This window comes from Pseudomonas sp. P42, assembly GCF_017973755.1.
In the GTDB taxonomy this organism is placed as follows: domain Bacteria; phylum Pseudomonadota; class Gammaproteobacteria; order Pseudomonadales; family Pseudomonadaceae; genus Aquipseudomonas; species Aquipseudomonas iridis.
The window spans coordinates 516,816-530,193 of sequence record NZ_JACOPU010000006.1 but is presented as its reverse complement, the minus strand read 5'-3'; the positions used below and the strand labels follow the sequence as shown (position 1 = coordinate 530,193).

11 protein-coding genes are annotated in these 13,378 nt (G+C 56.6%); 5 read left to right on the top strand and 6 right to left on the bottom strand.

The features are described from left to right. Nucleotide 1 precedes the first annotated feature (1 nt). The 6 genes from H8B20_RS21725 to H8B20_RS21700 form a co-directional block, all read right to left on the bottom strand. Complete coding sequence (locus tag H8B20_RS21725) at nucleotides 2-928, bottom strand: carbohydrate ABC transporter permease (protein WP_210624567.1); 927 nt, start codon at nucleotides 926-928, stop codon at nucleotides 2-4. Nucleotides 929-1,070: 142 nt separating this feature from the next. After that, the gene (locus H8B20_RS21720) at nucleotides 1,071-2,381 is read right to left on the bottom strand and encodes an ABC transporter substrate-binding protein (RefSeq protein WP_210624566.1); all 1,311 of its coding nucleotides are present in this window, start codon (nucleotides 2,379-2,381) and stop codon (nucleotides 1,071-1,073) included. A 322-nt stretch (nucleotides 2,382-2,703) separates the two neighbouring features. Next, nucleotides 2,704-3,609, bottom strand: a complete 906-nt coding sequence (locus H8B20_RS21715; RefSeq protein WP_150591942.1) for an AraC family transcriptional regulator — start codon at nucleotides 3,607-3,609, stop codon at nucleotides 2,704-2,706. An 87-nt stretch (nucleotides 3,610-3,696) separates the two neighbouring features. After that, complete coding sequence (locus H8B20_RS21710; protein ID WP_210624565.1) at nucleotides 3,697-4,593, bottom strand: phosphatidylinositol-specific phospholipase C domain-containing protein; 897 nt, start codon at nucleotides 4,591-4,593, stop codon at nucleotides 3,697-3,699. A gap of 113 nt (nucleotides 4,594-4,706) precedes the next feature. Beyond that, nucleotides 4,707-6,014: a glycosyltransferase gene (locus H8B20_RS21705; protein WP_210624564.1), complete on the bottom strand. Its 1,308-nt coding sequence runs from the start codon at nucleotides 6,012-6,014 to the stop codon at nucleotides 4,707-4,709. A 153-nt stretch (nucleotides 6,015-6,167) separates the two neighbouring features. Further along, nucleotides 6,168-6,539, bottom strand: coding sequence for a response regulator (locus tag H8B20_RS21700; RefSeq protein WP_210624563.1), 372 nt, complete (start codon nucleotides 6,537-6,539; stop codon nucleotides 6,168-6,170). A gap of 263 nt (nucleotides 6,540-6,802) precedes the next feature. Between H8B20_RS21700 and H8B20_RS21695 the strand changes: the two genes are divergently transcribed. The 5 genes from H8B20_RS21695 to H8B20_RS21675 are packed head-to-tail and all read left to right on the top strand — an operon-like array spanning nucleotide 6,803 to nucleotide 13,359. Further along, nucleotides 6,803-10,306, top strand: a complete 3,504-nt coding sequence (locus H8B20_RS21695) for a response regulator (protein ID WP_210624562.1) — start codon at nucleotides 6,803-6,805, stop codon at nucleotides 10,304-10,306. Then, nucleotides 10,306-11,139: a CheR family methyltransferase gene (locus H8B20_RS21690; RefSeq protein WP_042559287.1), complete on the top strand. Its 834-nt coding sequence runs from the start codon at nucleotides 10,306-10,308 to the stop codon at nucleotides 11,137-11,139. Before H8B20_RS21695 ends, H8B20_RS21690 begins: the two co-directional genes overlap by 1 nt. Continuing rightward, nucleotides 11,136-11,729, top strand: a complete 594-nt coding sequence (locus tag H8B20_RS21685; protein ID WP_210624561.1) for a chemotaxis protein CheB — start codon at nucleotides 11,136-11,138, stop codon at nucleotides 11,727-11,729. Before H8B20_RS21690 ends, H8B20_RS21685 begins: the two co-directional genes overlap by 4 nt. Beyond that, nucleotides 11,723-12,937: a hybrid sensor histidine kinase/response regulator gene (locus tag H8B20_RS21680; protein WP_042559285.1), complete on the top strand. Its 1,215-nt coding sequence runs from the start codon at nucleotides 11,723-11,725 to the stop codon at nucleotides 12,935-12,937. The genes H8B20_RS21685 and H8B20_RS21680 overlap by 7 nt, the downstream gene beginning before the upstream one ends. 44 nt (nucleotides 12,938-12,981) lie before the next feature. After that, nucleotides 12,982-13,359, top strand: a complete 378-nt coding sequence (locus H8B20_RS21675; protein ID WP_042559284.1) for a response regulator — start codon at nucleotides 12,982-12,984, stop codon at nucleotides 13,357-13,359. The last annotated feature ends 19 nt before the right edge of the window (nucleotides 13,360-13,378 follow it).

The window sequence follows — 13,378 nt, the reverse complement described above, 5'->3', positions numbered from 1 at the left end:
CTCAGGCTTTGTCAGTCAGGTTTTTGCCGATCATCCGCACCAGAATGATCGCGGCGATGTTGGCGATGACCACGGCAATCAAGCCGCCCGCCGAGGCCATGCCGACGTCGAACTGCACCAGCGCCTGGTTGTAGATCAGGTAGGCGAGGTTGGTCGAGGCGTAGCCGGGGCCGCCGTTGGTGGTGGTGAAAATCTCGGCGAACACCGACAGCAGGAAGATCGTTTCGATCATTACCACCACCGCAATCGGCCGAGCCAGGTGCGGCAGCGTCAGGTGCCAGAAGATGGCGATGGGACCTGCACCGTCGAGGCGCGCGGCTTCTTTCTGTTCCTGGTCGAGGGACTGCATGGCCGTCATCAGGATCAGGATCGCGAAGGGCAGCCATTGCCACGAAACAATGATGATGATCGACAGCAGCGGGTAGTGCGCCAGCCAGTCCACCGGTTGTGCGCCGAACAGTTTCCAGATGTAGGCGAGGATTCCGGACACCGGATGGAAAATCAGGTTCTTCCAGATCAGCGCGCCGACCGTGGGCATGATGAAGAACGGCGAAATCAGCATGACCCGCACGATGCCACGGCCGAGAAACTCACTGGCCTCCAGCAACGCACTGATCAATACGCCGAACACCACACTGATCAGCAACACGCTGCCGACCAATAACAAGGTGTTGGTGGCGCCGGGCATGAAGCCCGAATCGGTCAGGAAATAAGTGAAGTTCTCAAGCCCCACGAACTGGTTTTCACCGGGGTAGAGCAGGTTGTAGCGGATCATCGAGAAGTAAACGGTCATGCCCAGCGGCACGATCATCCACAGCAGCAACAAGGCCACGGAGGGGCTGACCAGAAACCAGCCGGGATTGGCCACGCGGCTTTTGCGCTGCGGTCGGGACAGGTCGATTTGGGCTTTGGCAGTTGAAGTATTCATGGCAATAACCGATTAGCGACGGGCGGATGAAGATCAACTGTGGGAGCGAGCCTGCTCGCGAAGAGGCCGTCACAGTCAACATCTCAGTGACTGACCTGGCGCTTTCGCGAGCAGGCTCGCTCCCACATGGAAATGCGCTGGTTTACTTCGGATAACCCGCGCGCTTCATCTCGCGTTCAGTGGTCTGCTGCGCTGACGCCAGCGCCTGATCCACCGTGGTCTGGCCGATCAGCGCCGCCGAGAACAGCTTGCCGACCTGAGTGCCCACCGCCTGGAATTCAGGGATGGTCACCAATTGAATACCGATGTACGGCACCGGTTTGAGCGTCGGTTTGCTCGGGTCGGCGGCTTTCAGCGATTCCAGCGTGACCTTGGCAAACGGCGCGGCCTTCATGTAGGCATCGCTGTAGGTCGTGGCGCGGGTGCCCGGCGGTACGTTGGCGATCCCGTCCTTCTCGGCAACCAGTGCGCCGTATTCTTTCGACGTGGCCCAGGCGCTGAAGGTTTTCGCGGCATCCTTGGCCTTGGAGCTGGTCGGAATCGCCAGCGCCCACGAATACAGCCATGCCGAACCTTTGTCGGTGACTTGATGCGGTGCGAAGGTGAAGCCGACGTGGTCGCTAACCTTGCTCTGGGTCTTGTCGGTGACGAACGAGCCGGCGACGCTTGCATCGACCCAGATCGCGCATTTGCCGCTGTTGAACAGCGCAAGATTTTCGTTGAAACCGTTGCTGGAGGCGCCCGGCGGGCCGGATTTCTTCATGGTGTCGACGTAGAAATTCAGCGCGTTTTTCCACTCGGGCCCCGTGAATTCCGGCTTCCATTGCTCATCGAACCAGCGTGCGCCGTAGGCATTGGCGACGGTGCTGATCAACGCCATGTTCTCGCCCCAGCCGGCCTTGCCGCGCAGGCAGATACCGTATTGCTCTTTATCTTTGTCGGTGAGTTTTTCCGCGAAACCAGCGATCTGCTCCCAGGTCGGCCGCTCTGGCATGGTCAGGCCGGCCTCCTTGAACAGGTCGGTGCGGTAATAGGTGATCGAGCTTTCGGCGTAGAACGGCAGGGCATACAGCGAACCCTTGACCGACAGACCTTCGCGCACCGAAGGGAACACATCGTCGAGGGCGTAACTGGCCGGCAGGTCTTTCATCGGTTCAAGCCAACCCTTGGCGCCCCACAGTGCAGCTTCGTACATGCCGATGGTCAACACGTCGAATTGCCCGCCTTGAGTGGCGATGTCGGTGGTCAGGCGCTGGCGCAGGACGTTTTCTTCCAGCACGACCCAATTGAGCTTGATGTCCGGGTGCTCGGCCTCGAAAGTTTTCGAGAGCTTCTGCATGCGGATCATGTCGCTGTTGTTGACGGTGGCGATGGTCAGGGTCTGGGCGCCAAGGCTGACGCTGCTGAGGGTCATGCAGGTGAGGGCAAGCAGAGCTTTTGCAGTGGGTTGCATCGTGCACTCCTTTTTCTGCACCCCGGGGGAGGCAGAAGGACGGTTATTGTTTTTGTGTCTTCCGAATGCAGGAAGAATGTGTGCTGATTACAGCGTTCAATCGCAGGACTGACAAATCATCCATCGCACTTAGACTGATACTTTTTTGTACTGGACTTTGACGGGGTAAACGCAGGGAAGGGGATTGCAGCGGGGGGAGGACATCGGATATGTACAGGTTTTCAGAGATTTATAGCCAAGGTCAAAAGACGGCAGCCTTCGGCAGCTCCTACAGAAGACCGGTGTAGGAGCTGCCGAAGGCTGCCATCTTTTGATCCTGCTTTCAGCTGTGGTTTTGCTCGGTCAGGCGCTGCACCGCCAGGCGTCGATAATGCGAAGGCGTCATGCCCTTGAGCTGCTGAAAGCGCCGATTGAAGTTAGAAATATTGTTGAATCCCGACTCGAAGCACACATCTGTCACCGGTTTATCACCATCAGCCAACAGCTCGCAGGATTTGCTGATACGCAAGCGATTAACGAACTCGATGAAGGTGCGCCCGGTCGCCTGTTTGAATACGCGGCTGAAGTAGGTCGGTGTCATGCCCAGATGCTCGGCGACTTCTTCGAGCGAAATGTCCCGGGCGTAGTGGCTGAAGATGTAATCGACCGCGCGGTTGGTGCGATCGATATTGTGCTCGTCCGCCAGTTGCGGCGTTGTGGCGCCAGACAATAACTGGAAATCATCGCTGGCCGCGAGCAACTCCATGAGGATGAAAAAGTGCCCAAGCCGAGTGATGCCGCTGCTGTCGGCGATTCTTTGCATCAACGTCATGGCCTGGCGAATCGTGCGTTTGCAGCGGAACTCAATGCCGTACTGAGCACGCTCCAATAATGGCGCCAGCGTCTTCAATTCGGCGAACACCTGGTGGCCGCTCTCGAACAACTCATCAGTGAAATTGACCAGCATGTCGCGCTTTTCGACGATTTCGTCTTCGGCCACCTGGCTGATCCAGTTGTGCGGCAGATTGGGCCCGGTGAGAAATAGCGATTCTGGATAGAAGTTGCCGATGTAGTCGCCGATGAACACCTTGCCCGAACTGGCAACGATCAGGTGCAGCTCGTATTCCTTGTGAAAATGCCAACGCACCAACGGGCAGGGAAAACCATGCTGGCGGTAGATGATGGACAGCCCGTTGTGGTCATCCATCAACTCGTAAGAGGGGTCGGTCACGCGTGCGGTGCGGGTCATGGCTGGGCGCTTTTTTTGTTATCGCCTGGCGATCATGCCTCTTTCAGGGCGCAGGGTGCCAGCTCGATACCTCAATAGGCTGGCTGATCAACCCTGGAGAGCCTTTTTGCCCGCCTTCTTGAGATTTGCCAGATAACAGAAATAGACGATCTTGGAGTTTTTAATAAAGTCGAAGTTGATGATGCTGCATTTTTCTGCCCAATCACTTTTTTCCGGGTCGAACCATTCGTCGAGGTCTTTCAGCATTCTGACTGGGCCACCCGCGTCATAGACGGCAGCCGACAGCGACCACGGCGCCCGTTGCCCGGGAGGATTGGCTAGAACTTCAGCGATATAAAGTTTTAAACGCGAGTGAGAGAAAGTATCTTCAAAAATCTTTGAAACGTCGCTGCCGGCCCATCGATGCGGGGTTTCAGATGCGAAGATTTTTCTATCAAGACTGCTGTTATAAGGCGCGGTGACCAGGACTCGCTGAGGCCGGCTGACTGCCTTTAATTCTCCGAGCGTCAGGTTCATGTTTTCTGTCGGTATAATGTGTTCTCCAAGGTGCTCCTTCATCATGTCGCTGAAGTAGCCGAAGTCGAACCTTTCGTCCCCATGTTCGAGTTTGTGAAAGTCCAGAATGATGAACTCGTTAAAGCTTCGTTCGAGAAAAGCTTTAATGTCGCGAATAAGATCAGCCAATGTGCGCGAAGACCGGGCTCCGTTATGTACGAAACGAAATTTCTCAAGTCCGCTCGCTTTGGCGTTATAGACCAGGCGTACATCAAGCGCCCGGGCGCCGCGATTAAGCTGGCTGTAGAAGGGCACGTCCTGACACGCGAACCAATTACGCTTGAATACACTGGAGTAAGAGGCCTCCAGGTCGCAGCCCGCATTGTGCGTACCGGGCAATGTCATTTCTTTAAGCGATAGATTGTCGCATTCAGGGGTCGCTCTCATCCATTCGTGAGCGGGGAAGTATTTAAAACTAATCGGTGTCATGTTTACATCCTGCTGGCTTGGTAAGTTGTTTAAGTTGGCTGGGCAGGATGTATATAACGAATGACAGAGATTTGACTAATGATGATGTTGTTCGAGTTGTGTGTTGTCGGATCTTAAGTGTCGCTGTCTGGCGCAATGTTACGATTCTTTGCCTCAATCCACTGTGCCATGTACTGAGTGCTTTTGTGGGAGTGGTGGCGTAGCATGTTTCCGATAAAGTTACTGGCCCTGAGTTGTTTCAGGTTTAGTTGGTAATGGATCAGTTTTTTTATCAATGCCGGGCCATGAACTGAAATAGGGTAACGCTCATTGAGCAATACTGTCCCTGCAAGTTGGTTCGCTTGCCAGCGTACCTCATCGGTATGAAGTTGAACGGCATTGTTCGCGAAGTCGCTTGCCGTTTGTGTGACCGCGCCGGGCCAAGGGAGATCCCCGTGCATGCCTTCGGCGCCGATAGGCGTGGTCACGCTAGGTGTTCCGCAGAGCATGGCGTCAACCAGTTTGCCCTTGATGCCGGCACCGAAACGCAGGGGGGCCAGACAGACCCGCGCTGCCGACATAACCTGCAAAGCATCTTCAGCCCAGTTCATGATGTGGAACCCTTGCGCCGCATTATGCAGCGCCGTGGCTTTGGGCGGGGTGTACGCACCATAGATATGCAGTTGCGCCTGCGGCAGTTGCTGGCGGATCAGCGGCCAGATCGTGGTCTTCATCCAAAGCACGGCATCCCAGTTGGGCGCGTGGCGAAAATTACCGATGCTCAGAAAATGCGCGCGTTCCTCGAACGGGCGAAATGCTGCTGTCGGCGACTCGATCATCAACGGGCACCAGTGCAATAGTTGTCGCGGCAGCCCGAACTGTGACATCAGCAGATCTATCTCGACCTCGGAAATCATCAAGTTCAAGTCACAGCGATACAGCGCAGCGATTTCACGCTTGGCCAGGTCGGTATCGGCCATCAACTCAAACTCTTCGCGCAATGCCGGAGCGAACAAATCGCTGAAGTCATCCTGATCGTCGTTGATTTTCAAACGATCCTTCTGACGTTGATGGCGGGCATGTCGCAAACTTTGCAGGTCGGATGTTTCCAGAACACGCAGGGCGTCTGGACAATGCTTTTCAACCCGCCAGCCGAACTGTTCTTCCATCATGAACTGGTCGAACAACACAATGTCGGGCGCCAGGTCTCTGATGAAGGTATCGAAGCTGCTGTTATTGAGTTCGATCGGCACTTCGCGGATCCCCAGTGCAGACAAATCGGCCTTGTGCTCACCGGGCCCCGCCGGGCTGCTGAAGGTGATGTCCCAGCCTTGGGCCAGGAACGTCTCGAGAATCTGCATTACGTGCCCGCTGGCAGCGGAGGAACGGGGTTCGGGCCAGACATAACCAACGACGAGAACTTTGGTTGCAGGCTGACTCATAACGCGAATTCCTAAACATACGGTGGGGAAAAAACAGCGCGAATTAAAACACAAACCGGACAGTGTCCGGTTTGTCGATATCCGTTGGGAGGGGCGTCGAGGCGCAGAGTGTACGGCGCTTCCGGGAATCTGGTCGTACCAAGGACTACATGATCAAGTGTTCTGAGTTACCAGAATGCCCTTCACCTTGTCGCGTAGTTCGTCAATCGAAAAGGGTTTGCCGATAACGTGCATGCCATCTGGCACATCGATACTTTCGGCGTAACCACTGGCAAACAGGATTGGCAATTCGGGACGCATTTTACGCGCTTCCAGGGCCAGTTCGCGGCCATCCATACCGGGCAAACCGACATCCGTCATCATCAGATCAATGTGCCTGGCCGTAGCCACCAGAATCTCCAGCGCCTGTTCGCTACCGTCAGCCTCCAACACTTTGTAGTCCAGTTCCTCGAGGACATCGACGATCAGCATGCGCACGATGGCATCGTCTTCGACTACAAGGATGGTGGAAAGGGTGGCGGACATAATTAAGCTCTCAAGGGTAGGGTTGGGGCGCGTCGGTGGATCAAAAATACCGGGCTCTTGCATGAGTAAGTGGCGCATAGCCACAAGTTCCCGTTTTGATACAAAAAAGATTAGCAGCTGCGAGGCGTGCAAGGATAACTGTTGGCACGCACCCAGGCGCAGGCAAATGTAGGAATTTACTGCCAAAGTCGTCAGAAAAATGGATCCACGCCGGTGTTTTGGGGCAAACTCTCGGGTTTTCAACAGTTCGACAAGGCTGCCCCATGTCCTCTCCGTCTTCGGTTGATGAACAACGCTTTCGCAAACTCCTGAGTCGCAACGTCGGTCTGCCGTTGGGCGTCGGTCTGCTCAGTGCGGTGTTCTTCGTGTCGCTGATCACTTACCTGCTATCGGTCATCCAGTGGGTTGAACACACTGACCGCGTGATCAATAACGCCAACGAAGCGGTGAAACTGACCGTGGATCTGGAAACCGGCATGCGCGGTTACCTGTTAAGCGGCGATGAGCACTTCCTCGACCCATACGAAACAGCCAGGCCGCGAATCGCCGTGGCGCTCAATACGTTGCTTGAGCTGACAGCCGACAATCCGGTGCAAACCGATCGTTTGCGCCGTCTGCAAGCGTTGCAGACCGAATGGGCGACCTACGCGCAATCGATGATCGATTTACAGCGCAGCAGCGGTGATTACCGTGGCGCGGTAAAGGCCGGACGCGGCAAGCGCCTGACGGACGAGATTCGCAAACAGTTCGAAGATGTGATCGACATGGAGCAGCAGTTGCGCGCCTCGCGCAACGAAGAGGTGCGCCGCACTACGATCTGGAGCATCACCCTTTATCTGCTGTTTGTCGCGGGTATCAGCGGGTTGCTGGCCTACATTGGTCGGCGCGATCTGGTCAATCTCTCGCAAAACTACGGCGCCACATTGGCCGCGCAGCAAGCCAGCGCCGAACGCCTGGAGCGCCAGGCCTGGCTGCGCAACGGCCAGACCGAACTGGCCGAGCAAGTGCTGGGGCAGCTGACACTGAATCTGTTGGGACGCAACATTCTGCAGTTCTGCGCCCAATATCTCGGCAGCGCGGTGGCTGCTCTTTATGTACGCGAAGAGCACGGTGACCTGAAGCGGGTCGCCACCTATGGCTTCTCGCGGGAACAGGAAGAACACGGGCAGGCGATTCACAGTGCTGAAGGCATTGTCGGCCAAGTGGTGCAGCAGGCGCGTCTGGTTCGGCTGGATTCGGTGCCATTCGATTATTTCAAGGTCAGTTCCGGTCTTGGCGAAGGTCTGCCGCACAGTGTGCTGGTGGTGCCGACCAGCGACGACGATCGGGTCAACGGCGTGATCGAGCTGGGTTTCCTGCGTCCGCTCAATGACCGCGACATCGAGTTGCTGGAGCTGATCGCCAGCAATATCGGCACTTCTATCGAGGCGGCCCGTTATCGCCAGCGCCTGCAGGAAGTGTTGGCCGAAACCCAGCAACTCAACGAAGAGTTGCAGGTGCAGCAAGAAGAGCTGAAAACCGCCAACGAAGAACTGGAAGAGCAGTCGCGGATTCTCAAGGAGTCCCAAGCGCATCTGGAAACCCAGCAAGTGGAACTTGAGCAGACCAACGAGCAACTGGCTGAACAGGCCCAGACACTTGCAGAGCAACGCGACGCCATGGACTTGAAAAACACCGAGCTGAATCAAGCTCAGGTGCAACTCGAAGAGCGCGCCGAAGAGTTGCAGCGTTCGAGCAAGTACAAGTCCGAGTTCCTCGCCAACATGTCTCACGAACTGCGCACGCCGCTGAACAGTTCGCTGATCCTCGCCAAGTTGCTCGCGGAAAACCCGCAGGACAACCTCAGTCCCGAGCAGGTCAAGTTTGCCGAGTCGATCTATTCCGCCGGCAACGATCTGCTCAACTTGATCAACGACATCCTCGACATCTCCAAGGTCGAGGCGGGCAAGCTGGAAGTCCTGCCGGAAAACACCCACGTCGCGCGGCTGGCGGACGGTTTGCGGGGTGTCTTTGAACCGATCGCGGCGGATAAGAAGCTGGCGTTCCGTGTCGAAGTGCAACCCGGCGCCCCGACAATGATGTTCACTGACCGCCAGCGTCTGGAACAAGTGATCAAAAACCTGCTGTCCAACGCCATCAAGTTCACCGAGCAAGGCGCGGTCAGTCTGACGATTGCCAGTCAGCCCCATGAGCGCATTGCCTTCATCGTTCAGGATTCGGGGATCGGCATTGCCACGGATCAGCAGGAAAGCATCTTCGAAGCCTTCCGTCAGGCCGATGGCACCACTAATCGCAAGTACGGCGGCACCGGGCTGGGGTTGTCGATTTCCCGGGACCTGGCAATGTTGCTCGGCGGTTCTATCAGTGTCAGCAGCACGCCGGGGCAGGGCAGTGTGTTCACCCTGGTATTGCCGTTGCAGTACAGCGAGCCGGGCGATACGCCGTTCGCGCCGCTGAGCTTTACTCCGCCCGCGGCAGTGACGCACGTTGCCGCACCAGCGGTGCCAGTGGCGCCTGTTAAATCGCTGGCACCGGTCAACATCCCGCGCTTTGCCGATGATCGTGACAAGGGGCCGTTTGCCACCCGCTGCATTCTGGTGGTCGAAGACGAGCCGAATTTCGCTCACATCCTTTACGACCTGGCGCATGAGCTGGGTTATCAGTGCCTGGTCGCCCATGGGGCGGACGAAGGCTACGATCTGGCGCGGGATTTCTTGCCGGATGCGATCCTGCTCGATATGCGCCTGCCAGACCACTCCGGTCTGACCGTGCTGCAGCGTTTGAAAGAGCGCGCCGAAACCCGTCACATCCCGGTCCACGTGATCTCGGTCGAGGATCGCGTCGAAGCGGCCATGCACATGGGCGCCATCGGTTACGCGGTCAAGCCGACCACCCGCGAAGAGCTCAAGGACGTGTTTGCCCGTCTCGAAGCCAAACTGACGCAAAAGGTAAAACGTGTGCTGCTGGTCGAGGACGATGATCTGCAGCGCGAAAGCATTGCGCGGCTGATTGGCGATGAAGACATCGAAATCACCGCCGTGGGCCTTGCTCAAGAGGCTCTGGATCTGCTGCGCACGACGATCTTTGACTGCATGGTTATCGACCTGAAGCTGCCGGACATGCTCGGCAACGAGCTGCTCAAGCGCATGTCCACCGAAGACATCTGTTCGTTCCCTCCGGTGATTGTCTACACCGGGCGCAACCTGACCCGCGATGAAGAGGCGGAGCTGCGCAAGTATTCGCGCTCGATCATCATCAAAGGCGCGCGTTCACCTGAACGCTTGCTCGATGAGGTCACACTCTTTCTGCACAAAGTCGAATCACAGTTGTCCCATGAACGGCAGAAGATGCTCAAGACCGCGCGCAGCCGCGACAAGGTCTTCGAGGGTCGCAAAGTGCTGCTGGTGGACGACGATGTACGCAACATCTTCGCCCTGACCAGCGCGCTGGAGACCAAAGGCGCAGTCGTGGTGATCGGCCGGAACGGTCGTGAGGCGATTGAAAAACTCAATGAAGTCGAGGACATCGATCTGGTGCTGATGGACGTGATGATGCCGGAAATGGATGGTTTCGAAGCCACCATTGAGATCCGCAAGGATCCACGCTGGCGCAAACTGCCCATTATTGCGGTGACGGCCAAGGCCATGAAGGACGATCAGGAGCGCTGCCTGCAAGCGGGCGCCAACGATTATTTGGCCAAGCCTATCGACCTGGATCGCCTGTTCTCGCTGATTCGTGTGTGGTTACCGAAGATGGAACGCATTTAGTGGACGGCAATCACTCATTAGAGCGAAACAGTGAAATCGAATTGCGGCTGTTGATTGAGGCGATCTACCTCAAGTACAGCTACGATTTTCGCGATTACTCCGGCGCTTCGATCAAGCGTCGGGTGCAGCACGCATTGAGCCAGTTCGAGTGCGCGACGATCTCTGCGTTACAGGAGAAAGTCCTGCATGACCCGACAGCGTTCATGCAGTTGCTGCAATTGCTGACGATTCCGGTCAGCGAGATGTTTCGTGATCCGTCGCACTTCCTCGCCATTCGCAATGAGGTGGTGCCGCTGCTGCGCACCTATCCATCGATCAAGATCTGGATTGCCGGGTGCAGCACCGGAGAAGAGGTCTATTCGATGGCGATTCTGCTGCGCGAAGAGGGCCTGCTCGATCGCACGATCATCTACGCGACCGACATCAACCCGCGTTCGCTGGACAAGGCCAAGCAGGGTATTTTCTCGATGGAAAATGTCCGGGCCTACACCGCCAATTATCAGCAGGCCGGTGGCCAGTGTTCATTTGCCGATTACTACACGGCGGCTTATGGTTACGCGATTTTCGACAAGAGCCTGTGCGAAAACGTGACGTTCGCCGATCACAGCCTGGCCACTGACAGTGTGTTCTCCGAAACTCAATTGATTTCTTGCCGCAATGTGCTGATCTACTTCAACAAGAAGCTTCAGGACAGAGCGTTCGGGCTGTTCCATGAATCGCTTTGTCATCGCGGTTTTCTTGTACTGGGCAGCAAGGAGACGCTGGATTTTTCCAGCTATGCGAACCAGTTCGAGCCGCTGGTAAAGCAAGAACGGATCTACCGCAAAAAATGAACGACACTGCGGATTTGCCTCGAATCGAGGCTATTGTGGTCGGTGCTTCCGCTGGTGGCGTCGAGGCATTGATGAAACTGCTTGGCCCGTTGCGCCAGGGTTTCGTGCTGCCGATCATCATCGTGCTGCACTTGCCGGAGGAGCGTCGCAGCCAGTTGGCTGAGGTGTTCGCCCGACGTCTGCTGCTGCCGGTCGAAGAGGCCACGGACAAGCAGGATATTCAGGCCGGCACGGTGTATTTCGCCACGCCCGGTTATCACCTGTCGGTGGAGCAGGATCGCAGTTTGTCCTTGAGCCTTGAGGATCGCCTTCATCATTCGCGGCCATCAATTGACTATCTGTTCGAGTCTGCTGCCGATGTCTACGGACCCAAATTGGCCGCTGTGTTGCTGACCGGCGCCAATCAGGATGGCGCGCGCGGGCTGGCGCAGGTCAAACGCTGCGGCGGGCTGACCATTGTGCAGGAGCCCAGCGACGCTCAGGTCGCCACCATGCCTCTGGCAGCGCTGAAAATTCAGCAGCCGGATCATGTCTTACCCATTCACGGCATCGGCCGTCTGCTAGTCGAGCTGGAACAAATCGCATGCTGAGTAATATTCAGGCAAAACTGCTGATCGTCGACGATCTGCCCGAGAACCTGCTGGCTCTCGAAGCGCTGATCAAACGCGAAGACCGCACCGTCTATAAGGCGTTGTCGGCTGACGAAGCGTTGTCGCTGCTGCTGCAACACGAGTTTGCCATGGCCATTCTCGACGTGCAGATGCCCGGCATGAACGGCTTCGAACTGGCCGAGCTGATGCGTGGCACCGAGAAAACCAAGAACATTCCGATCGTTTTCGTCAGCGCCGCCGGCCGCGAACTGAACTATGCGTTCAAGGGCTACGAGAGCGGCGCGGTGGACTTCCTGCACAAGCCGCTGGACATCCACGCGGTGAAAAGCAAGGTCAACGTATTCGTCGATCTGTATCGCCAGAGCAAGGCCATGAAGCAACAGGTCGAAGCGCTGGAACAGGCCCGGCGGGAGCAGGAAGCGCTGCTGCAGCAATTACAGAGCACCCAGTCGGAGCTCGAGCAAGCTGTGCGGATGCGCGATGACTTCATGTCAATCGTCGCCCACGAAGTGCGTACACCACTCAATGGCCTGATACTCGAAACCCAATTGCGCAAGATGCACCTGGCGCGGGACAACGCTGCGGCGTTCACCCTCGACAAGATGCACGCCATGGTCGATCGCGATGAGCGGCAGATCAAAAGCCTGATCCGTTTGATCGAGGACATGCTCGACGTTTCGCGGATCCGTACCGGCAAACTGTCGATCCGGCCGAATTCCTTTGACCTTGTGCAGTTGGTGAGCAATCTGCTGCAAAATTTTGCTGCGCAAATCGAAGCGGCGGAAACCACCGTCACCTTCGAGGCTGACGTGCCGGTAAAAGGTTGCTGGGATGAGTTCCGCATCGAGCAGGTGATTTCCAATCTGCTGACCAACGCCTTGCGTTACGGTGGCAGGAGCCCGATTCAGGTGCGCGTCTATCGCCAGGGCAACGAAGCTCGGGTTGAGGTTCAGGACCACGGGATCGGCATCAGCTCTGAGAATCAGAAACGTATTTTTCAACAGTTCGAACGGGTTTCCGCCAAGACGGTAGTGGCCGGTCTCGGGTTGGGTCTGTTCATTTCCGAGCAGATCGTCGCCGCCCATGGCGGTTCCATCGTCGTCGAGAGTCAAATCAACGAGGGCGCCCTGTTTCGCGTTTGTCTGCCGATCGAGGAAAACGGCAAATCCGACGCAACCTCTGAGTGACCGCACGGTCGTATCAGCAGCTATTGACCGAACATAGGCTTCCCATGAGCGTAGATGCACAAGATGTAGTACTCGTCGTCGAGGACGAACCGGTTATCTTGATGGTTTTGACGGATTATCTGTCGGGGCAGGGCTATCGTGTCTTGCAGGCCGAAAACGGCGAGCAGGCGTTCGAAATCCTCGCAAGCAAGCCACATCTGGACATGTTGATCACCGACTTCCGTTTACCCGGCGGCATCTCCGGCGTGCAGATCGCCGAGCCCGCCGTGAAACTGCGACCCGATCTCAAGGTGATTTTCATCAGCGGTTATCCGCAGGAAATCCGCGAGACCGGTAGCCCGATCACGCTCAAGGCGCCGATTCTGGAAAAGCCGTTTGATCTGGACGTGTTGCAGGAAAAGATTCAGGAAATGCTGGCCTGATCGCGATAGCCCTCATTTA

What these genes read in the sequence shown, in the direction of transcription:
- H8B20_RS21685 (WP_210624561.1), top strand. Translation starts at nt 11,136, where the DNA reads ATGAACGACACTGCGGATTTGCCTCGAATCGAGGCTATTGTGGTCGGT.
- H8B20_RS21710 (WP_210624565.1), bottom strand. Translation starts at nt 4,593, where the DNA reads ATGACACCGATTAGTTTTAAATACTTCCCCGCTCACGAATGGATGAGA.
- H8B20_RS21695 (WP_210624562.1), top strand. Translation starts at nt 6,803, where the DNA reads ATGTCCTCTCCGTCTTCGGTTGATGAACAACGCTTTCGCAAACTCCTG.
- H8B20_RS21720 (WP_210624566.1), bottom strand. Translation starts at nt 2,381, where the DNA reads ATGCAACCCACTGCAAAAGCTCTGCTTGCCCTCACCTGCATGACCCTC.
- H8B20_RS21675 (WP_042559284.1), top strand. Translation starts at nt 12,982, where the DNA reads ATGAGCGTAGATGCACAAGATGTAGTACTCGTCGTCGAGGACGAACCG.
- H8B20_RS21725 (WP_210624567.1), bottom strand. Translation starts at nt 928, where the DNA reads ATGAATACTTCAACTGCCAAAGCCCAAATCGACCTGTCCCGACCGCAG.
- H8B20_RS21705 (WP_210624564.1), bottom strand. Translation starts at nt 6,014, where the DNA reads ATGAGTCAGCCTGCAACCAAAGTTCTCGTCGTTGGTTATGTCTGGCCC.
- H8B20_RS21700 (WP_210624563.1), bottom strand. Translation starts at nt 6,539, where the DNA reads ATGTCCGCCACCCTTTCCACCATCCTTGTAGTCGAAGACGATGCCATC.
- H8B20_RS21715 (WP_150591942.1), bottom strand. Translation starts at nt 3,609, where the DNA reads ATGACCCGCACCGCACGCGTGACCGACCCCTCTTACGAGTTGATGGAT.
- H8B20_RS21680 (WP_042559285.1), top strand. Translation starts at nt 11,723, where the DNA reads ATGCTGAGTAATATTCAGGCAAAACTGCTGATCGTCGACGATCTGCCC.